Origin of the sequence: Bacillus sp. OV166, assembly GCF_900177675.1 — a bacterium.
In the GTDB taxonomy this organism is placed as follows: domain Bacteria; phylum Bacillota; class Bacilli; order Bacillales; family Cytobacillaceae; genus Neobacillus.
This window is the reverse complement of record NZ_FXWM01000001.1, coordinates 3,418,305-3,441,341: the sequence shown is the minus strand read 5'-3', so window position 1 is coordinate 3,441,341 and position 23,037 is coordinate 3,418,305. Positions and strand designations below refer to the sequence as shown.

The window sequence follows — 23,037 nt, the reverse complement described above, 5'->3', positions numbered from 1 at the left end:
TGACATTCATGAGACCCATCCCTTAAACATTCTCAAAAATAACCTCCTTGTCTTTTTCTCTCCTTCCATTTATGTAAGAATCACTTCGTTCATTAGTCTTCAAAAGGATATTTAAGCCCCCATTGACGTCGTAATTCATCACACTGCCTGATAATGGATAAGCTTTGTTTCCATGTCATGATTGGCGATTCTTTCAGATTCTTCCTTATACATTCATTCACATGTGCAATCTCATATTGAAATCCTTCATCATTAATGCCTTCGACCTTTTGTGGTATATTTTCTTCATAAGTAGTGATCTTACCATCCTTCATCACATTAATTAAGGTAGGTTTCCAAAAGGATGGCACTTCAATATAGCCTTGAGTACCATAGATCATTGCACCATCAAGCATATCCGTTCTCACACCGCTACTCATGACGACAAGTTCACCTTTGTCATACTTGGCAATGTAACTTGCTTGCTCATCGACTTGAATATGGTATTCATCAGAATCAATAGTTGCGTATCCTGTATGTGCAACTGGATATTTCCCTAATATTTCTTCAGCAAAATGAAGATTATATACACCTGCATCGAGAAGACCGCCACCAGCAAGCTCCGGATTCATCCATCGTTGATCACGGAGTTCAACCGGTAATCTGAAAGAAAATGCCATATTCATGGCTCTTACTTCACCGATGCCATCATCATTGAAGAGTGACTTTATCTTATTCATTATTGGAAAAAATCTTGTCCACATGCCCTCCATGAAGAATACATTGTTCTTCTTAGCACATTCCAACACTTCAATCAGTTCGTTTTCATTGACACATGCCGGTTTTTCTACCAATACTGATTTTCCATGCTCCATTGCCATGATTGCCAATTCTTTGTGTGCTGTATGTGGTACTGGAATGTAGACGACATCAATATCCGTTCTCTTTACCAAAGCTTCATACTCTAATGCCAAGGAAATATTGTGCTTTTGGGCCATCTTCTGCGCACTTTCTATTGTTCTAGAGGATATAGCCACAATTTCCATATCATTCAACTGTTTTGCACCACAAATCCATTTGTCTACAATGCTCCCTGACCCCATTAATCCCCACTTTATTTTACTTTCCATGGTTATATCCATTCCTTTCGCTTCGCTCAAGACACAAAACGGAATGTAATCCGTTAGCCTTGAGCTGTTTTTTTGTATTCCGAATATACACCCTAATTGGCCTACAGACAGGGAAATCGTTCATCGACATTCATGTGGTCGTTCGTGCTTTTTTGTTTTGTTTGCGCTTTCATCATAACAAAATCCCAGAATCAGAGAATTGGAGAATATTAACATTTTAATTGGACATTATTGAATCGATTGTCTGGCCGAATTGCGCTTAACACCCTCCAGACCTTGTGTCGTTATGTGTTTGGCTCAGTCAAGAAGTTGCATCTGCATCCCTCAACCAATTATTGAACCTAAATCAGACTAAATGCTGAAAAACCTTCCAATAAGGAGAAAATGGAAGGTTTTTCGGCATGCCCTTTTGAAGTATATCATGAAGAATTTAGATTTTTATGAAAAATATTGATAAACTATTTGCTGATTTAGCTCCTAATCATTCATTAATTTTATCATCTATTTTTTTTAATAGTCTTAAAGAGTCTGCCTCAAGTACTTGCTTTACATCCTCTGATAAATTACTCCCCTTTTCCAGAAACACTCGGAAATCATTAAGTTGTTTCATGGATTGTTCAAATCTACCTTTATCTAAATGATGCTTTGACTGCTCTAGCTTATTTATTAACTTATTATATTCACTTTTAACAACATCACCAGATTTTGTCATCTTATCAAGATAGTTCATAATTGATGAATGAGTTGTCTCTATAGGATTCAGTTCAAAATTATCAAACCTCGTGTAATTATGGTTTGATCTAAATCCTACTTTTCCTTGTGTAAATGCTGTGCTGCTGTTGTCAGTATAATCTATTTTAGGAGTTTCCATATCTCCAACAAATATCTTTATATTGGTTCCTTTTGCAACAACTTTCATATGCTGCCATGTATTTAAGGGGTCATCGATTTCTGCACCTTTTAAGTATGTCCAATTATAATTAAATTTCCCTAAATGAACACCATCCTTATTGATATAAGCTACATAACCTTGCATGAAATTTGGATTATTTTGACCAAGTTCAATACCATTGGCTGGATTATTTACTCTAAAAATTAAACCACCGTCACCTGTCCCAGCTCCAATATTAATATCTGCTTCAACCGTATAATCCTTCCACTTACTGTCTCCGATTACCGATTTCGCAAAGGTACCAGGTGCTGTACTATATTCCCCTTCAGGTGCTGTTGGTTCTTCGCCTTTATCTGATGTAAAATTAATACTTCTAAAGTCAAATTCTCCTTTTACCATTTCTGCCTTAATAGTATGTTTTCCAGCTGGTAAAGAAATATCTTCTTTAATAACACTTTCCCAGTTATCCCAGCCCCCTGTTTTTGGCACATCTATGATACCTGTTAAATCGACAGTATCATCAAGCCAAAGCCTAATTTGACTTCCCTCTAGATCTGTTGCAACTCGTATATCTACTTGATAATTGTCCTCTTTTTCAATATCGACATTGTATTTTAACCATTCTCCTGCTTGATTCCAGCCAACATTATAACCGCCCTCTGGATTAACGCGGATATCTACAGAATCTCTCCTATATTTACCACCAATGTTATCAGGAGAATTATCATGATAACCAATACCTTCTCCACCAGTAATATAGTCAACCGCCATTATTTTTCCTGGAAGCTTCTTATGATTATCAAATCTGTGGAGTGTTAATCTGGAAATATCAAATTCTCCCTGTAGGGTTACTAGCTTTAATGTGTGTTTTCCAGCTGGTAATAAAATGTCCTTTAATGAAATGTTTTGCCAACTATTCCAATCTCCTGTATTTGGTATGGTCATTTCTCCTGTTAAATCGATCTTATCATCTAAAAGGAGCTTTACTTTTCCTCCATCTCTAGTTGCAGATGTAAGAATATCTAAACCATATGTGCCCTCTTCTTCAATGTTAACGTCATATGCCAGCCATTCTCCTGTTTGGTTGGAGGTAACTGCGTAACCCCCTTCTGGATTAACTCGAATATCTACAGAATCGTCTCGGTATTCTTGTCCACTTTCCTCCTCAGTGTTATCGTGGTATCCTACACCCTCACCACCAAGATTGTATTCTGCGGCTTCAATGATTCCAGGAACCGGTTTATGAATATCAAAAGAAGTAAAATCTAGACTAGTAAAATCAAATTCTCCTTCTACTATCTCTACCTTAATCGTATGCTCGCCCTCCGGCAATGTAATTCCTTTTTTAATAACTGGCTGCCAATTATTCCAATCACCCGTGTTAGGAACATCCAACACACCCGTTAAATCTGTTTTATCATCTAGCCATAAACGAACTTTTGCCGCATTAAATGTTGTTGCTGTATTTAATTGAACATTATATAAACCTGTTTCTTTAATAGAGACATTGTATTTAAACCATTCTCCTGTTTGATTCCATCCAACTGCAGTACCACCTTTTGGATTATCACGAATATCTACAGAATCTCCTCTTAATACACCGCCAATATTTTCGGGAGTTGTTTCATGATAAGCTACTCCCTCACCACCAGTTATATAATAGGCAGCACCGATTGAGCCTGGTATCGGTTTGTATGCATCAAAGGTGCTAGGTTTATTTGTTTTAACCGTCCAAAATCCTTCAATTTCCTCCCAGCCTTCACTCTTTCCATCATTAAAATCTGATGACACTTGATTTACTTCTTTATTTTTTTTGAAATTCATATTCGATAAATCAAACGTTCCATCCTCGACGACTAAATTTAATGTATGCTTACCTTTTGGTAAATCAATTCCCTCAATCGAAAATGTTTTACAATCGTCTGTTTTTGGAATATTTAATACACCTGTCAATTCAGTCGAGTCATCTAACACTAATTTTACTTGTGCATTATCGCTCGAAGCAGATACTCTAAGGTCAACATTGTAAGCAGCTTCTTCTGCAACATTTACATTGTAGTTGAGCCATTCGGTTTTATTCAAACTTACGTTATATCCACCCTCAGAATTCACTTTAAAATCAACAGCATCTCCTCTATATTTTCCCTTTGTACTTTCAGTAGTTGTATCATGAAAGCCTATCCCTTCACCGCCTTCATTATAGTGAACTGCTTCTACCTTTCCTGGTAAAGGTTTATAAGCATTAAAAATGTTACTTCCGTTAACTTTATTGCTGAATGCAGTAAAGCCAAATGCGGCATGTAGATTAAAAGCGGTATATCCGATTTGACCTCCATTTAACCCAGCAATTTCACGAGTTTGTTTTTGCATTCCATCTACAAAAATCTTAAAGGTGCTGGAAGACTTTTCTACTCGAATTTGATGGAGCTTAGAATAATCATAGCTCTCTGGTAAATCCGTTGCTTCGCTGCTTTGTTCGACCCCGTTTACAATAAAGAAAGTTTCTAATTGATTTTTCTTAGGACTTAGTACCGCTAATCCGTAGTTGTTTTCATCCTTATAAGAGAAAACAGCACCCAATTGTGGATTATTTTTTGATCCTTGTTCAATCGCTTTCATATTAAATTCTGCCGTATAGTCTGAGGCAGTGGAAGCTTTCGTCAATTGTTTAAACGAATTAGTATTATTTATTGTTGTTTGTTGAAGCCACCCAGGCATATCTGAAGTAATAGTCCAACTTCCCCCATTTATATTTTTCCAATTCTCATCAAGTGAAGCTTTGGCAAACCTCTCACTAAAATCGGGTAAATCCGGGTTAGGCTGTTCTGTAGTAGTTGGACCAAGAACAAGCATCTTATCTCCATTCCAAGCGATTCGATCTAGATTCATATATCTTCCTGGATTCGCATGACTGTGATACACCATATAATCAGAGTCAAGATCTGGCCCCCGAACGACTGAATTATGCCCTAATCCTACATTCTCCCCTTCTGTATTTAGCAATATGGGATTTTGTGCAAGGTCATAAGAAAAACCAGTAATCGGACTATCGCTGCTTGCATAGTCAACACGATACGCTTTGTTCCATACATGATTTCCTGTATAGGTCATAAAATATTTACTATTTCTTTTAATAATCGTTGGCCCTTCTGTCCAGCCATCCATTTCTGCACCAGTGTTTGATACTTGACCAAAGGTATAGGGATTTGTCATTGGACGTGCATCAATTCTTCGATCTCCCGTACTGTAGAAATACCATTTTCCATCATCATCAATAAACACATGACCATCAATTCCCATGCCTAAGTTACCAGTTTGCTTCACAAAGGGACCTAATGGATTTGAACTTTTGTACACATAATGACCATTTCCCCCAGGTGAAGTGTACATATAAAAATCACCATTCCAATATACAACCTCAGGGGCATAGGCAGCCTTGGTTGTAGGTTCTTCCGTCACTAGGCCACCATACTCCCAATTGACCAAATCTTCTGACTTCCAAGCTTTTACACCACTCTTATCATCCACCGTACTCACATAAAGATAATAAGTACCGTTGTGTTTTAAAATATAGGGATCTCCTTCTCCATAAAACACTCCTGTATCCCATGTCCATGAATTTGATAATTTTAAGGGGTTATTGTAGGCAAAGGCCGATAATGGCAAGGATAATATTAAACCAGCTAAAATGGCTATCGTTACAAACTTTTTCAGAAAAATCTCCTCCTTTATTTATTCTCCTAGTAATAATTCAAACTAACATTCTATTTAAGCACTGAGCTTAAATTTTCAAATCCTACTACACAAAAATGTAACGGTTTAACTTGTGAAACTCTCAATATCGGAAAAACAAACAAAAAAAAATCAACCTATAACCAAAGGAAATGATTGAAAATTAACATCCCTTTGGCTATATACTTTTGATTTTCTATATATCCATAGCGATTGAATAGTGAGACTAATAACTATATTATTGCTTTTAAAATTGATAGTTTCCCATCTTTGATATTGATTTATTTTTAGCTAAAGCTAAAATTCCTGCCGATAGAAACATTAAAGCCCCTAAAAGATCCATCACAAGATAGGATCCAAACCCTAATAGGATAAACCATATAGGTTTTTTAACTTCTGCTGTATCATCCTTCAATGTTTTAGCTAAAACAAAGTTTAAGATTCCCATTATAACAAATAGCAATCCAAAGCTAACTGAAAACATATACAAACTACCAAAAATGGATTGAGCAGCCTCAAGTCTAGCAAGTGTGTTATACGAAGAATTCAGTCCTTCATTTTTAATATATGAAGCATAAACAAAAATGGTAAGGAGCCCTGAGACTATTTGCCAAATAGAACCGAACATAACTAATCTTCTCTCTAGTTTTCTATTCACAATAAAACCTCCTTAACAAGTAGCATTTGTTTTAATCATCCTTTAACTCCGGATGACAAAGATAGTGATTCCATAAAGTATTTTTGTGTGAATAGATAAAGAATAAATGTTGGAACAATTGCTACCAGTGCTCCAGTTAAAGCATGAGCAACATCAAGCGCATACATTCCCTGAAGTAATTGTAATCCTGGTGTAATTGGCATTTTTTCAACATCATTAAACACAATGGATGGCCATAAGAAGTCATTCCAAGAGGCTGTAAATGTAAACAACGCTACAACAGTCAATACAGGTCTTATTAATGGCAATATTAACTTAGTGAAAATTTGAAAATCAGAAGCACCATCCACTCTTGCAGATTCATCAAAATCCTTCGGAATCCCCTGCATAAACTGTCTTACGAGAAAGATATTAAATACTCCAGTTGCCCCTGGAACAATTGCTGCTAAATAATTATTTACCCATCCTAATGTATCAATAATTTTATACAGTGGGATAAGATTTACGACTGCCGGGAACATCATCGTTGCCATTAAAAAGACAAAGAGAGCATCTCTTCCTTTAAATTTCATTCTTGAATAACCATAACCAGCTAATGAAACGATTACTAAAACTAATACTGTTTGTGATACAGATATAATAAGTGAGTTCATAAACCATTTTGCAACAGGAGCACTTGTGTTACCAAAAAGTACATCCTGGTAATTACCAATAACCCAGTTAATTGGTAAAATCGTAAAAGCACTTGATTGAATATCAGCTTCATTTTTGAAGGAAGTAATAGTTGTATATAAAACCGGTACAATCCATATAAAAGCCATGAGTAGTATAAAGATTAAAGAAACGAATTTTGAAACTCTTTTTTTCTCCAAAGTAAGCACCTCCTAATCACGTTGTCTTAAAAAGAAGAATTGAATTGCAGAAACAACCATGATACATATACCCAGGATTACAGCCATTGCTGCTCCAATCCCAGCAATGGAAATTCCAGACCCAAACGCGTTTTCTTGAATGTACATTAACAAAACTGTAGTTGAACTCGTTGGTCCCCCTTTTGTTAACATGAGTGGTTGCCCATATACATTGAATTGCGAGATTGTCGTAATGACAACTGTGTATAATATTTGAGATCGTATGCTTGGTAGAGTGATTCTAAAAAATCTTTGGATACTACTTGCTCCATCTATAGAGGCGGCTTCATGTAAATCTTTTGAAATACCGTTCAGAGCCGCCTGATAAATAATCATATTAGCACCGATTGTCCACCAAACAGTAACAATAACTAATGTAATCCAAGAGAATGGCTGCGTAGCTAGCCAGTTAGTATCAACCTTTAGATAATGATTAATTGGTCCAAAAGAAACACTAAAAAGCATTGAAAAAACAATCATTACTGCAGAAACCGAGAACAAAGTTGGCATGTAAAATAAAGCTTGAAAAAACTTCAATCCCTTTGGTTTAGTATTAAGGCCTGCAGCTAAAAGTAGAGGAACAATAATACAAGCTGGAACCGTAAAAATCACAAATTTAAATGTATTCCCCAACCCAATACGAAGTTGGTCGTAAAATGTAGATTCTTGATTAAGCAAAATTTCTTTATAATTAGCGAATCCTACAAATTCGGGATCTCCTATTAGATCCCAGTTGGTAAATGAAATATAAATACCATATAAAGTGGGAAGTAGAAAAAAAATCGCAAATAATAGTAGATGGGGTCCGATGTAAAGATACGGAGAAAGAAATCGTTTTCGACTCGATTTTTTGTCTATAACTGCAGACATATTTAATTCCTTGTTCACTCCAGTATTTATCATAAGTTTTAACTCCTATTCTTACGTTATCGAATAGAGAGAGAAACCCTTATGCTCTAATAAGGATTTCTCTATAATTCCACTAACAACCAATATTTTTAAGCTAATTATTAGTATTCTTATTTTTTATTATTTGCTATTTTATCTTCAACCGCTTTTTGAGCCGCTTTTAGTCCTTTATCAATATCCAATTTTCCATATATAGCATCACCGACCAATTTATCAACTTCTTCGGCTACAAAACCATTGTACTTATAATCAAAGATTTTAAGCGTATTTTGCATTTCAGGATTTTTCACTAAAAATGATTGTGGTAAGTTTTGATATTCAGGATCTTCTAATGTCGCTAATGCTGCAGGGTTTTGTCCTGCTTTAGCCCATGGAAGCGAGTTTTCTCTGACATAATCAAGGAAATCCATAATACCCTTCGTCTTCTCTTCAGAGCGATTTTTGTCCTTAAACATAACGAATTGATGAGAAGAAGTCCAGTTTACAATTTTATCAGGTGAAATCTGAGGAAAGCTTGTTAAACCCCAATTTAATTTTTTCGCTTCATTTAAACTATTTTGCATCCATATTCCTTCTGGAAAAAAGATTGCTTTACCGGATTTGAATAACTGTCCAGGATCTTCCCCATCCTTGTTAGTAATTTTGTCATCAACTAACCCTTTTAATAATTCTAATGCTTTCTTAGCTTCTGGAGTATTAAGAGTTGGTGTTTCACCGTCACTAGTTATATCTCCACCCAGTTGATTGTAAATCGATAAAAAGATTGGTCGTGTCCACGTTATTCCAATACCTGCAATCTTGTCTTTTTTAGATAATTCTCCAGCAGCTTTTATTTCATCAAAGGTTATAACATTATCATCGAGTGCATTTGGTGCATATTTTTCTAGTAAATCTTTATTGTAATACATTACAAAACTGTGTACATCTAATGGAACACTATATCTACTTCCATTGATTTCACCAATTTTCCAACCAGCAGGTACATAGTTTTCAGCTTTAATTTCAGGATAGTCAGCCAACTTATCGTCATAAGTTGTTAATAGGTCATTGTCAACAAACTGTTTAATTCTCTCAGCATGGACAATTGTAAGGTCAGGGATACCTTTTCCAGAGTTAACAACAGTTGGGATCTTTTTATACATATCATCAGCTTCAATTGATACATTCTTTATCTTGAATTTTGGATTTGTTTTGTTATATTCATTAACGATTTGTTTCATATTTTCGCCATCAGGTCCTGTAAACGGATTCCAATATATAATTTCATTTTTAGCCGAGGCTGAAGAACCTGAACTGGATGAACTACATCCTGACAAAGCCAACATAATTGTAAAAAGTATAGAAAACATTAATACTGCTTTTCTCTTCATTTGTTTTCCCCCCGATTTTTTATTATTAAAACTAATCCACTAACAGCTTGTAACTTGGACCCCCTCCTACTTAGGCACAGATTAATTAATAAAAAACACATTTATAATTAAGCATTTTACTATATATAAACCCATTTAACTGAATTCCCATAATTTTCAATCAAACAGGTGCATACCTACTTGTTATCAATCTTGATAATGATGTAAAAAATTAATTTAAACATTTTTGTGCCACATATCATTTATTTCACGAATCGTTTTTAAATTACATTTTGGGGTTCGATCATATGTTAAAATACCATTGATCTCCTGTTCTACATCTGTTAACTGTGTATAACAAAAACCATGTAATGAATTAGATTCATAGATTGCTTTCATAACTCGTTCAAAATCAGCTATATAATCTTCTTCACTCAAAACGGAAGTATAACCCCATCCACTTTCATTTCCAACTTTATAACCGATTCCACCAAACTCTGTTAAAAGAATTGGTTCACCACAGTGATCGAATCCTTTTGTGTAAATCCTTCGTCCTGCTGGTCTTGAGTTAAGTAGGTTTTCTTTTGTTAATACTGAATTTCGAAACTCATTGTATTTTTCAAATTCATCCTTATGTCCATGGTTATAATTATGAATAGCACATATATCAGTTTTCGTTAATTCCCATCCATCATTAGAAATGACTAACCTTGTTGTGTCAAGTGAATGTATTAAATGATACATAGCTGCCGAGTGATGCTTTTGTTGTTCATTATTACAGATAAGAGGAACTCCCCAGCTTTCGTTTAGGGGAACCCAAGTTACAATACACGGATGATTGTAGTCACGATTAATGATTTCAATCCATTCATTTGTCAGACGTGCAACTGCGTCCTCACTATATGAAGGAGCCGCAGCACATTCTCCCCAAACCAGAAAACCTAATTTATCCGCCCAATAAAGAAATAGTGGATCCTCTACCTTTTGATGTTTCCTACAGCCATTAAACCCCATTTCTTTTGATAGTTCGATATCTCTCTTTAAATCTTGCTCTGTTGGAGCAGTTAATAACCCTTCTGGCCAGTATCCCTGATCAAGTACTAGTTTTTGATAATATGGCTTGTTATTTAAATAGACCATCCCATTTTCAGTATGAATTTTTCTCATCCCGAAATAAGTAGTAATTTCATCTAGTACTTGCTCTTTCTCTCTTACACGTATATTCAAATCGAATAAATTAGGACTTTCTGGTGTCCAATTCCATCCAGCATGATGGAAACCTGTTCGAAAAATTTTCCTATTATAGAGATTAATTGATCTCCTAAAAAACCCTTCATGAATTTTCACTGAATCATTCGCTACATTATCACCTTTAAACGTGATATCAATTTCAAGAGTTTTATTAATATAGTCACCTGTTAATTCAACATCAATAATAATATCGCCATTGTCAATATCTGGAGTGAATTTCACCTTGTTTATATGAGTTTTATTCACCGCCTCCAACCAAACCGTCTGCCAAATTCCTGTAGTCCGTGTATACCAAATTCCATCTGATTTCTCAATCCAATATTGCTTTCCACGAGGAATCGTCTCTTCAATAGAGGGATCTTCAACTCTTACAACAACAGATTGTGTTCCATTTATTAAATAATTAGTAATATCGAATAAGAATGGTGTGTGCCCACCTTCATGAGTACCTACTAAATTTCCATTTATGAATACCATAGCTCGATAATCTACTGCACCAAAATGCATGATAATTTGCTTTCCAATCATTGAATCAGGAATTTCAAATTTACGACGATACCAAACCCAGTCATGGAAAGTAGAATCGTTTATTCCGCTCAGCTTAGACTGATAGGCAAAAGGGACATTTATTTTTTGTTGGAATTCCCTATTATTTTTAAACCATTTTTCATCTAATCCTATATTCTGATCATCAAATTCAAAATCCCATTCCCCATTTAAATTAAGCCAGTCTTGTCTTATTAATTGTGGGCGAGGGTATTCATGGCGAATTGTCATAACTGTCTCCTTTTACTATTGAAAATTTATTTACTGTTAATTTCTCTAATTTTGTTTAAGTCTACTTTTGGCACTCTATCTTCCTTTAGCAATCCATTAACCTCTTGCTGCACATCGGTAATTTGTGTATAGCAAAATCCACTAATATATGGAGTATTTTTAATAGCTTGAGTAATAGATTCATAACGGTGTAAGAAGTCCTCTTCACTTTTTACCTGATTACCATAGCCCCAGCCTTTTTCGGAATTGAATGCAATACCGCCATATTCACTTATAATGATTGGCTGCCCCTTATATTTATAGCCTACTGCCATAGCATGCTTAGAATTATTAAACGCTATTTCGTTATGAACTACTTTTTCTTTATTTCCATAGCGGCTTAGAAATTCATCCCCATACTCTTCATAATCGTGTAACGTAATAATATCTGAAACTGTATGCTCCCAACCATCGTTTACAATAACAGGTCTCATACTGTCGATTGCTTTAGTTAGATGATAGATTCCTTCTGTAAACTTTTGCTGCTTAACGTCTGTATAAATATTTTTCACACCCCAAGATTCATTAAACGGAGTCCAAGTAATGATACATGGGTGATTATAATGTTGTTTTACAACCTCCATCCATTCCTCTGTAAAATTTTGAACAGCCTCATCGGAGAACTCATATGTTGCAGCCATTTCAGACCAAACAAGTAGACCCTTTTTATCTGCCCAATATAGAAATCGTTGATCTTCCACTTTCATATGTTTTCTTACTCCGTTAAAGCCCATCTCTAATGTACGATCAATATCCTCAATAATCGCTTCTTCTGAAGGTGGTGTTAAATGTGACTCTCCCCAATAACCCTGATCCAAAATTAATTTTTGATAAAGTGGAATATTATTAAGCAATACGTTCCCATTCTCTATAGAGATTTTCCTCATCCCAAAATATGATTTTACATAGTCTATCACTTTACCATTCTTAGTTAATGTAAATTCTACATCATATAAATTGGGAGATTGTGGACTCCAATATACAACTCTCCAATGATGAAAATCACTTGCAATATTAGTAGTAATTGTTTGATTTGGACGGCATACGGTTTGGTCGAAAGATTTTATTTGCTGACCTTTAAAATATATGGATGTCCTTAACTCTAAGGAATGATCAATGTTACCTGAAACTTCATATGCAAACTCAACTGATTCTGTATCTATATCTGGAGTTATTTTGACTACCTGAACATGTGCTTCATTTAAAAACTCAAGCCATACAGTTTGCCAAATTCCCGTTGTTTGAACATACCAACATTCATAACTATGATCTAACCATCTTTGTTTTCCTCTTGGCTGAAAACAGCTTTGACTATCTTCGTTTTTCACAACAATATTTAATTCATTTGTCCCATCTAAAAAATCAGTAATATTGAAAGAAAAAGCTATTTGCCCACCCTTTTTTTTACCAACAAAGGTGCCGTTCACCCATAGCTTCGTTATATAATCAGCAGCTTGGAAATGAAGTATTATCTCCTTATTTTCATATTCACTTGGAATAATTATGCTTTTTTGATACCAGACATTAGGACAAAATACATCCTCTCCAATGCCGCTGGATTCTGTTTCATATGTAAAAGGAACAATAATTTTTTTATCAAAATTTAATTTTTCATACCATCTTTCCTTTTCACCTTTGTTTTCACTATCAAATTTGAAATTCCACTCCCCATTTAAATTCAGCCAGTCTTCCCTTTCAAAATGGGGACGTGGATATTCTTTTCTTGGAATGTTTTTTTCTGTCATTTTATATAACTCCTTTTAAATGAAACTTATTAATGATTTCTTGATAATCCAGCCATTGGAAGTGCTTACATTTACATCTTATATTAAGTAAATTAACTTTTATATACTAAATTTAATATAAATTATACTATTTATTGAAAAGTTAATTTTTTCCAACCTTTTTCACCTTAGAAATAATCACATGAAAAAACCCAAACGACGACAGAGGACGTTTGGGTTTACTACCTTTTGAATGGGATATATACATTGAGGTACTTTATTTTCATATAGTGTAACCATAGTTAGGTTATTATAGTTTCCAACCAATCTACATTTTCACTTACATTAAGATGGACAGGTACATAAATTTTTTTCGGTTTATAAATTCCTCCAATTTGTTCTAATAGTAGGTCCACTGTTTTTTTACTACATTCAGCAATATCCTGCTTTATAAACGAGATTCCAGGTATACCTGGTGAATCAAAGGTTAATAATTCAATATCTCGACATGTTTCATTCTTAAGAGAACTTATTGCTAAATGAGTATACACAGCTAATTCAGCATTCATTGTAAATACAGCTGTCATTTCAGGTCTACTCATTAGAAATTCTTTAATTAACTTTGGAGTTTTATTCTGAGAAATTTCATTGAAACCTAATGTCAGCCATAGATTCTTATTAATGGTAGTTCTCCTTTTCAAAAAAGCGTTTTCAAACCCTCTAGCTCTCTCGTCAGTTACTGTATTTGTAATAATTGGAGACACAAGACCAATATTTTTATGGCCTTTATTTAATAAGAATGAGATAGCTTCTAAAGTCCCAACCTCATTTTCAGAGGTAACACTATAAGTTAAAATATTCTCCATATACCTGTCAATTAATACTAATGGAAATTTATCCAGTGTAAGCCTTAGCACTGCTTCGTTATAATTATCTTTTTCGGTAGGAAAAATAATCATTCCTTTAACTTTCATTTTTTTAAACATCTCAATAGCATCTGCTTCTTCAAATTGAGACTCTCTTGTTATTTTTATTATTAGATTATGGCCATTCTTTGAAACATACTTTTCAATAAAATTGACAAACTCTAGTTCAATCCTTGTTTTCATACTAGGAAGAATAAGTCCAATTAATTCAGTCGGTTTATTCGGTTGTCTGATTGAAGTCGTTAGGTTACTTTCACGAACAAACGTTCCTTTCCCTTTAATTCTTTCTACTATCCCTTCTTCCGCAAGACCAGAAAGTGCGTTTTTAGTAGTAATCTGACTTACATGAAATTCCTCTGTTAACTCTTTTTCGGAGGGAACACGATCACCTACTCGCAGCCTACCAGATAGAATTTGCTCTTTAATTTTATTTTTTATTTGTTGATATAGAGGTTCATTTTTTATCTCAGCTCACCCTTAGCTCGATTTATTCTATTCTTATACTAAATATATTAATACTTAGTATAAATTTTAACAACAAATTTAGTTACTCTGCTAAAAAAGAAAACCTCAACTAATACAGGAATTTGGTTCCAAAACCACCAATCTGCTAAACTAACATCCGCACCAAGCGCCGTCTCCCGTGCTAATGTCTGCAGATTGTCCGCCCCTGTGTTCTAAATTACATAAAATCGTTATCGCATGTTCCACGATGTCGTGTGACTTTTTTCCGCACTACAAACGTTTCCTTCTCCTTTGAAAGATAAAAAAGCCTAATCCCTCCGTATTTTTAGCAGGGAATTAGACTTATGATCTTCCAAAAACGCGCCCTTTAATTGAATAAACACACATTTTTTATTTGCTAGTATTGTTGAATAAACCTTACCTTTTTTGCTGATTAAACCTGAATTAAAGTTCTTGGTAAGTCATTGACTTCAAATGCAGCATGTATTCCGGACTCGATTGCACCTTGGATCCAAGCATGAGTAGTTGAGGCATGTTCGCCAGCAAAATGAACTCTTCCTTCGGGAGTAGAAATATAAGGAGATAATTCTTTTACCTGTTCGGGTTTAAACATCGTAAATGCCCCAGCAGAATACGGATATCGAACCCAACTGTGGCTCACTCCTGCTTGAAACTCACTAAACACCTGTTTACCATAAATGGCTGCCAAGTTTTTTAATACATATTCCAAGCGATCATCATTTTCCAAACTGTCCCAAGGTACAGCATCATCCTCCCATGTATAACTCCCTAAAATAACACCCGATCCTTGTGTACCGAGGTCATAACTCGGGTATTGAATATATTTAATAGGGAGATCCGTAACCGTTTGCCCACCATACAAACCTTGCCTTTCCCAGAACCTGTTTTTAAACTGGATGCCGGTCTTCGTAGAGCCCGCATAATTAAGTTCCCGAATTGCCTTCCATTTGTTTTCAGAAAAAGAATTTCGCGGTTCGATTTCCACAAATTGTAACACTGAAAAAGGAATGGTCACAATCGCAAGATCACCGGTGATTTGAAATGGCTCTAAGATTTTATGGACAGAATAAATGGTTACTTGGTTGTCATGCTGCACAATTTTCCTCACTTTTTGTCCGTAAAATATTTCTTCTTTCAATTGAGTCGTAAATGCTTTAGGAAGTTGATCGTTACCGCCCGTGATTTCATAAAAGGTGATATCAGGGGTAAATAGGATTAACAGTTCACGTAACAGTTCCAAGAAAGAAAGCTCCATAAGTCCTTCCAGTGTAAGAATTACTTTAATCATTTCGATGGCACCCGGAGATAATGTGACTCCAAACGGGTTATATCTCAAATAAGTGTCCATCGAGTATTTATCCAATTCTTTTATGACCCAAGGCCAATTTCTCTTTGGGTTTTGTTCAATAAAATCTGTCACCGGTTTTATTGCTAATTGAAGCAACTCCTTAGCGGTTTTACCTTTTTCTTGTGGGTACACGGGAAAGCGCAAAATATCAGGGTTCTGTTCATACACCTTAAAACGAGTTTTGATTCCTTTAATATAGATAATGTCATTAGGAGTCGAATTGAGAAACCTATTAACCGGAAGTTTGAATTTTTTTATATATTCCAAAGCCAACAAATGAGTATGAGGAATTCGCATTGCCCCAGCCTCAAGATATTGCCCATCCCTTAAATCGCCTCTTAACGTATAGATCCTCCCTCCCACCCTATCATTAGCTTCAAGGATTGTAACATTGTGTCCAGCTTGCTTAAGTAAAGAGGCCGAGACCAGTCCTGACATACCTGCGCCAATAATAATGATCTTCTTAGGTGTTTTGGTTTTTTCAAGTCCATTTCTGATGATTGAAATCATTTGATCAGAGGATAGCTTAGGAAATACGTAATTTAACATGTTTTTTCTCCTCTACACTTCTAATTAGACCGTAATATGGCTTACTGCCATCTTATTCAACTAGAAAGTAGAATTATGCATGGAAGGACAAAAAATCTATTAAACTTGGACATACTGACATTACCTCTCAAAAAGGTGGGATTGATAGCCGTTGAATCTGGAATACTAGCAGCTAAAGAGTCTATAGGAGAATGAAGTTAGATTCAGCATAGGGAGAAATCAAATCAATCCGTTAAGGTTCAGAATTTTGGGGTTAGGGAGGATAATATGCATCACTGAAGTTGATCTTAAAAATCTGCCTATCAGTTCAATAAGAATATTTAATTAAAACAACTACAACCTCTTTTACCACAATATAACCCAATACATAAAGAACGAGCGCAATTCTTGCTACAGAATTGCGCCCTATTATGGAATTTTAATGTATATTCACTTATTTAGTGCTTAAGATTTAAATTGCTCTGTTGCCAATACAAATGAATTGCTTAATATCCCAATCTCTTTAATTTTACATTCAATTGTATCTCCAGCACCGACAAACTCTGCTCCAACCGGACTACCAGTCAGGATGACATCCCCCGGCTGAAGTGTCATCACTTTTGTCAGATAGGATACCATTCTTCGGATCGGAATAATCATTAGCTCGGTTGCACTATTTTGCTTCTCCACACCATTTAGTTTTGCTTCCACCTTCACAGCAAATGGATCTAATTCTGTCTCAATAACGGGCCCTAGTGGTGTGAAGGTATCAAAGGACTTACCAATGGTCCAATGCCCATCCTGATGAAAAAATTGAGGAGCTGTTACATCGTTTCCAACCGTGTATCCGAATACGTAATCCGACACTTCTGATTCAGGAACATTTTTAGCTTCCTTACCAATGACATTAGCTAACTCTGATTCGAACTTCACCTTTTCGATCCCTTCCGGAATGATGATATCTTCCTCAGGCCCAATAACGGAGGATATTGGTTTAAAAAAGAATATAGGAATTTCTGGAAGCTCTGAAGGTCGGTCTTCAAGTTTAGAAACATAGTTTGCTCCAATTCCAATAATTTGGTTTGGCTTTATAGGCGCCAGCAGTGTTACATCTGTTATAGAAAATATTTGTCCTGTATACTCCCAATTATCGCCAAAAATATCTCCATTAATTTCTTGTATCGTGTTTTCAGACATCACACCTGTGTAAACGGACGAACCTCTAGTAAATCTAGTAAATTTCATTGCGATACTCCCTCTCAAACAGTGTATTCTAGTTCAATCTTCTTTCGAGCCACTTCCGTTTTGATGGCAGCCTCAGCGGTTCTGTCTAGAAACCCGGTGTAATGTTTTAAAAAAATAGCATGATGATCCAATTGATTTCAATTATTTTATAAAAATGGCGTGCCCAAACTGATAATAGTTTAGGAACGCCATTTTTTTACTAAAAGTTATTTCTAATAAATAAAAATCTTTTATGTCACGATGAGGCAAAACTCTTTCCGTTCAGATAATAAGCGGACTCCTGAAATGTGCTGAAAGCGACTTCTACTTCTGGAAATTCGAGTGCTTGAATATGTTTGGTTACAATGCTGGCAAATTGATCTTGAATTTCCTGACCGCGATTGAACCATTTTACTTCAATTAATGGGTAACCCGGCACTTCATTGCCATCAAAAACATAGGTAGAATGGACAATTTCTAAGGTAAAATTGTCCGTTCCACATGCACATAAATCCGCCAAATCTTGTACTAACGAAGTACTAATCGTTTTAACCTGATCCACTGAAACTCCTCTAATGATTAAATGTGGCATACAAATCTCTCCTGTAAGGGTTTAATAAATTTTTATTATATAAATTATGACACTAATTTATCTAAGGGCCAAATCAAACCTGCTGATGGAATAGCGATCAATTGGGATTGTAGTTTCACCATCCAGAATTAACTCAGTCATAAGAGTCCCTATTAGCGGCGATAGAGTTACGCCGCTATGTGTAGCTGCCACATAAAGGTTTTCAATACCTGGGATATTCCCCAGAATGGGAAAACCATCTTCCGGCATGGCTCGAATTCCTGAAAAAGCGCGAACAACCTTTGCTTTTTTTAATTGCGGAACATAGTGAACAGCCATATTAGCCGTTTCTTGAATAACATCCAATGTGGTTGCTCTGTTAAATCCTTCTTCTTCCATTGAATAACCGATTAATACCTCGCCATTAAAGGCCTGTCTTAACCCGCTGATGGTATAATGTAAAAATGGTTTTAGGGGTTCGGTAACAAGAATCTGCCCTCTTAACTGGTTGATCGGAATGTTGATATCTACTAATTTTCCTAATTCTCTTGACCAGGTGCCGCCAGCAAGAATAAGATTCCTACAAACGAACGTTTCCTTTTGTGAGACAACAATGAATTTCCCAGGAAGCTTTTTAATTTCCGTTACTTTATTATAAGTAGAGTATTGAACTCCATTTTTCTTGGCCGCCCTCATATACATATCGACTAACCGAAAAGGATTTACATTGCCATCAATGGAACTATACGTAGCGCCTGCAACCTCCGGATTGAGCGATGGTTCCTTTTCTAAGGCTTCCTCACGGGATAAAACCTTAATTTTGATGCCAATTTTTTTGTAGGACTCCGCAAGCCGTAACGCTTTTTCACGATCGGCTTCATTAAAAAATGGGGAAAGTCCGCCAGTCCGTTTATATTCTACATCCCCAATTTTTTTTGATAAATAAGGATAAAGTTCGGCACTGTACATATTAAACTCTGCATACCAAGACGGTGTTTTATTATGAACCCATACCCACGCTTGTGTGGAACCTGAAGTTCCCGACAGAGGGAATTTTTGATCCAGTACCAGAACTCCTTCCTTTTTTCGTTCCGAAAGGTGATAAGCGATGCTGCTTCCGACGGCCCCTCCTCCGATAATGATCGTTTCATAACTAGTTTCCATTTATCTCACCTTCCCATCCTCTAGCTCCACCTCATCTAAAACAGATTTCACCAAGGAAAATGAGGTACTATTCGTCGCAAGGGTTTCAAGCTTAATTGGACTTATCGGCATCCTCATACGCGGCAGTGGAATCTCATGAATAGGCATGCCTGTTTTCTCATGAATGATAGTGGCCACCAGGCTATTGCATATTTTTGACTGGCATGGTCCCATGCCGCAGCGTGTCATTCTTTTAATATCATCAAATCTCTTGGCGCCATAAATAAAAAGAATAAAATGGAAAAAAGGACGGATCTTGTTCATCCTTCCAAGGAAGTGAAAGCTCAAAATTTTAGTCAGCTCAATTATACATAATTAATTTAACACAGGAGAAATTATTGCTAGGGAATAAATAGTTGGAGGAAACAAATTCATGGAAACAAAACATCATATTGATTTAACATCTGCAGAAATGGCAAATCTTTGGACGGCTTACCTAAATGATACGATGATCATTTGTGTTGTTAAATATGCTCTAGCCACTGTTCAAGATACAGAAATTCGTAGCGTTTTAGAATTTGCGTTACAGTTATCTCAATCACATGTTCAACAAATATCTACTATATTTAACGAAGAACAAATTCCGATTCCGGATGGATTTAACGAAAATGAGAATCTTAATTTACAAGCCCCTCCTTTATTTACGGATACGTTCTTTCTGACATACATTCACAACATGGCCAAAGTCGGAATTGAATCATATGGGATGGCTCTAGCTAATTCTTCTCGAACAGACCAAAGTCAATATTTCACCAACTGTCTAACTGAATACACTCAACTATTTAACCAAGCCTTACAAGTATTGTTATCAAAGGGAAACCATACGAGATCTCCGCATATTCCAAAACCAAAACAGGTTCAATACGTTCAAAAACAAAGTTATTTAACAGGTTGGTTTGGCAAGCGTAGACCTCTTAATGCAATTGAAATAGCGAATATCTATTTTAGTATGATACGAAATATATTAGGAGAAGCATTGGTCACGGGATTTAGTCAAGTGGCGAGGTCTCAAGAGGTTCGTAACTTTATGATAAGAGGAAGAGACATTTCAGCCAAACATATTGAAATTTTCGGCTCTGTATTAAGTGAGGATCACTTGCCTCCAGCTAGTAAATGGGATGCTGAAGCAACAGATTCAACGGTTGCCCCATTTTCCGATAAACTGATGATGTTTCATGTAACAGCGTTAGTTTCGATAGGAGTTAGCCATTATGGGGCTAGTCTTGGGACAAGTGCACGACGCGATTTAGGAGCTCTTTATTCTCGATTAATGGCGGAAATTATACAATATGCAGAAGATGGAGCCAATATAATGATTGATAACGGTTGGTTAGAGCAACCGCCACAGGCACCGGATCGTGATCAGTTAGCTAATAAGCAGTGAATGCAATGTCTAGGGAAGGACGAATTTAGAAAATCTGAAGAAATCAACCTATTCCTTCTTCCCGTTTGTCTTTAGTGCTTATATTGTAACCGTAGGGCTGATCTATTCCTCAAGTTTAGAGTTATTCGGGATGCTATTCGGTCCTGTTTTTTTACCTATGTTGTTTTTGATTCCTGGAATGAGCATTGGTACACTTTTTGTCATTCAGTGGTAAAAACTATGTCAAGGATGGTACATTTCATTGGCTGTAATAAGTTAAGATCCAATCTCCAATGGAAAAAGGTTTTTCTGTTACAATCACGATTCCACCAATTAGATTTCCTACCGCTTATTTTGCAGCTAAAGCAAATGCCCCCCCCCCCCTAACCCAAGTCCTGCCACCATTCCATTTACGTCATAATCAAATTCCTGACCAATAATACTTATACTGATGGCAATCATGATTACACGGATGGCTCTTGAAATGAACGTTATAAGAATTAAATCAATCTTATTGTTCATCTTTTTATACCCCATGATATTAAGAACACTTGGAAAGTATCAGTAAAAAATGAAAATGTAATCAGAAATTCAGATAAATGTAACCTTATATTAAAAAAGGTGAAAACTATTTATGGGATAATCACTACTTTAAGGAATTTTTAATAGATTAGAAGCCCTTATTCATTTTTACTTTATCAGAAATTAATATTCTAATAGATTCCATTTAAATAATATATCGAAGTTAATGATTATTCAGCTTAGGTGGTGCAAAAATTTGACAAAGTCGAAAAAGCATAGAATAAGAGTAAAATGGAGGAGAGTGTTTGGCACACTTCTTCTAATAGGAATCTTTATGGTTGGCCTTTTTCATATATTTCAGTACATAGAAGGGACTATAAAAACCCTCAACCAACCACTTAAAAAAGTTGAAGGAAAACAAATATTTCAAGGAGAGAAAAATAAACTTGATGCAGTCAATGTTCTCTTATTAGGAAGTGACTCACGGGGAGAAAAACAAGCTCGAACCGATACGATAATGGTTGCACACTATGATCCACAAATCCATAAAATAAAACTTATCTCTCTTATGCGTGATATGTTAGTATCTGTACCAGAACATGGACAGCAAAAATTAAATGCTGCTTATTCGATTGGAGGTCCTGAATTACTAAGGCAAACGATTAAAGAAAATTTCGGTCTGGATATTCATTATTATGCGATTGTTGACTTTAAAGGATTCGAAAAAGCTGTCGATCTGCTCGTCCCAAATGGCATTGAAGTAGATGTACCATATGAAATGTCTTATGGTATAGGAATGAAGTTAGAACAAGGGAAACAACAACTGCATGGTAAAGAGTTGTTAGGATATGTCCGTTTTCGTCATGATCGTTTAAGCGACTTCGGACGAATTCAAAGACAGCAAGAAGTGATCTCAAAATTAACGAAAGATGCTGTCAGTATTCATAGTGTTGTAAAATTCCCTAAGCTATTAGGTCTTATAAATACATACATAGATACAAATATTGAAAGTTCCACCCTTTTGACGATTGGAAAAGACATTTTAATTAAGAAAAGTAGAGATATAGAAACAATACGCATCCCTGAAGATGGCAGTTTTCAAAATAAAAGGGATGAAGAGCTTGGTGACGTATTAGAAGTGGACTTCGATAAAAATATAGAAGCCCTTAATAATTTTTTAAGAGGAAAAAGTGTTGCCCAAAATGAATAACACAAAGAATAAATGAGATTATTAAAAACGCTAAGATATGTTTGTCCTAGCGTAGTACGACCAGGAAGCAGGGGGACGGTTCTTAACATAAGCACTTGGAAGTTTTGCTCATATTTCGAAGCACTTTATAGAGCAAAGGATTATTCATATAAAGGGAACTTTACTCAGTAATCATCGCAAAATTTTCAAGTGCTAAGAAGCAGGATAGTTTTTTAAAGTTTTTGTGTAACATAATTCGACATTCAATATAAAATTTCCTGCTTCTTCTGCTCCGTCCCCCCTCCTTTGTATAAAACCCTGTTTTC

At 35.6% G+C, this 23,037-nt stretch carries 16 protein-coding genes and 2 pseudogenes; 2 read left to right on the top strand and 16 right to left on the bottom strand.

Annotation, left to right across the window (positions count from 1 at the left end; all coding sequences use genetic code 11):
• Nucleotides 1–92: 92 nt before the first annotated feature.
• The 15 genes and pseudogenes from CCK98_RS16715 to CCK98_RS16645 all read right to left on the bottom strand — a co-directional run bounded on the left by CCK98_RS16715 (nt 93) and on the right by CCK98_RS16645 (nt 19,901).
• The gene (locus CCK98_RS16715; RefSeq protein ID WP_179195836.1) at nt 93–1,109 is read right to left on the bottom strand and encodes a Gfo/Idh/MocA family protein; all 1,017 of its coding nucleotides are present in this window, start codon (nt 1,107–1,109) and stop codon (nt 93–95) included.
• A gap of 481 nt (nt 1,110–1,590) precedes the next feature.
• A complete protein-coding gene (locus CCK98_RS16710) occupies nt 1,591–5,598 on the bottom strand; it encodes a carbohydrate-binding protein (protein WP_256942381.1) in 4,008 nt (1,335 codons plus the stop codon).
• A gap of 382 nt (nt 5,599–5,980) precedes the next feature.
• The gene (locus CCK98_RS16705) at nt 5,981–6,391 is read right to left on the bottom strand and encodes a hypothetical protein (RefSeq protein WP_088087598.1); all 411 of its coding nucleotides are present in this window, start codon (nt 6,389–6,391) and stop codon (nt 5,981–5,983) included.
• Between the two features lie 35 nt (nt 6,392–6,426).
• Nucleotides 6,427–7,272, bottom strand: coding sequence for a carbohydrate ABC transporter permease (locus CCK98_RS16700; RefSeq protein WP_306298947.1), 846 nt, complete (start codon nt 7,270–7,272; stop codon nt 6,427–6,429).
• Between the two features lie 3 nt (nt 7,273–7,275).
• Nucleotides 7,276–8,205, bottom strand: a complete 930-nt coding sequence (locus CCK98_RS16695) for a carbohydrate ABC transporter permease (RefSeq protein ID WP_088087596.1) — start codon at nt 8,203–8,205, stop codon at nt 7,276–7,278.
• A gap of 116 nt (nt 8,206–8,321) precedes the next feature.
• Complete coding sequence (locus CCK98_RS16690) at nt 8,322–9,581, bottom strand: extracellular solute-binding protein (protein WP_088087595.1); 1,260 nt, start codon at nt 9,579–9,581, stop codon at nt 8,322–8,324.
• Between the two features lie 216 nt (nt 9,582–9,797).
• Nucleotides 9,798–11,588 (bottom strand): glycoside hydrolase family 2 protein, encoded by a 1,791-nt coding sequence (locus tag CCK98_RS16685; protein ID WP_088087594.1) that lies wholly within the window; start codon nt 11,586–11,588, stop codon nt 9,798–9,800.
• A 26-nt stretch (nt 11,589–11,614) separates the two neighbouring features.
• Nucleotides 11,615–13,372 carry a glycoside hydrolase family 2 protein gene (locus CCK98_RS16680; protein WP_088087593.1) on the bottom strand — a complete coding sequence of 586 codons (1,758 nt, stop codon included), beginning with the start codon at nt 13,370–13,372 and terminating at the stop codon, nt 11,615–11,617.
• A 281-nt stretch (nt 13,373–13,653) separates the two neighbouring features.
• Nucleotides 13,654–14,715: a GntR family transcriptional regulator gene (locus CCK98_RS16675; RefSeq protein WP_256942564.1), complete on the bottom strand. Its 1,062-nt coding sequence runs from the start codon at nt 14,713–14,715 to the stop codon at nt 13,654–13,656.
• 192 nt (nt 14,716–14,907) lie between these two features.
• A pseudogene (locus CCK98_RS37060) lies at nt 14,908–15,009 on the bottom strand (hypothetical protein); the annotation flags it as partial.
• 166 nt (nt 15,010–15,175) lie between these two features.
• Nucleotides 15,176–16,660, bottom strand: a complete 1,485-nt coding sequence (locus CCK98_RS16665; RefSeq protein WP_088087590.1) for a flavin monoamine oxidase family protein — start codon at nt 16,658–16,660, stop codon at nt 15,176–15,178.
• 444 nt (nt 16,661–17,104) lie between these two features.
• Nucleotides 17,105–17,884: a fumarylacetoacetate hydrolase family protein gene (locus CCK98_RS16660; protein WP_088087589.1), complete on the bottom strand. Its 780-nt coding sequence runs from the start codon at nt 17,882–17,884 to the stop codon at nt 17,105–17,107.
• A gap of 235 nt (nt 17,885–18,119) precedes the next feature.
• Nucleotides 18,120–18,455, bottom strand: a complete 336-nt coding sequence (locus CCK98_RS16655) for a DUF1904 family protein (RefSeq protein WP_088087588.1) — start codon at nt 18,453–18,455, stop codon at nt 18,120–18,122.
• Between the two features lie 57 nt (nt 18,456–18,512).
• Complete coding sequence (locus CCK98_RS16650; RefSeq protein ID WP_088087587.1) at nt 18,513–19,598, bottom strand: FAD-binding oxidoreductase; 1,086 nt, start codon at nt 19,596–19,598, stop codon at nt 18,513–18,515.
• Nucleotides 19,599–19,901 carry a (2Fe-2S)-binding protein gene (locus CCK98_RS16645; RefSeq protein ID WP_088087586.1) on the bottom strand — a complete coding sequence of 101 codons (303 nt, stop codon included), beginning with the start codon at nt 19,899–19,901 and terminating at the stop codon, nt 19,599–19,601. It lies immediately after the preceding gene.
• A 109-nt stretch (nt 19,902–20,010) separates the two neighbouring features.
• Here CCK98_RS16645 and CCK98_RS16640 point away from each other — a divergent pair, with 109 nt between their 5' ends.
• A complete protein-coding gene (locus tag CCK98_RS16640) occupies nt 20,011–21,021 on the top strand; it encodes a DUF3231 family protein (protein ID WP_088087585.1) in 1,011 nt (336 codons plus the stop codon).
• 253 nt (nt 21,022–21,274) lie between these two features.
• Here CCK98_RS16640 and CCK98_RS34895 read toward each other — a convergent pair.
• Nucleotides 21,275–21,525: pseudogene (locus CCK98_RS34895) on the bottom strand (mechanosensitive ion channel domain-containing protein); the annotation flags it as partial.
• 253 nt (nt 21,526–21,778) lie between these two features.
• Here CCK98_RS34895 and CCK98_RS16635 point away from each other — a divergent pair.
• Nucleotides 21,779–22,732, top strand: a complete 954-nt coding sequence (locus tag CCK98_RS16635; protein WP_256942380.1) for an LCP family protein — start codon at nt 21,779–21,781, stop codon at nt 22,730–22,732.
• Nucleotides 22,733–23,037: the final 305 nt, after the last annotated feature.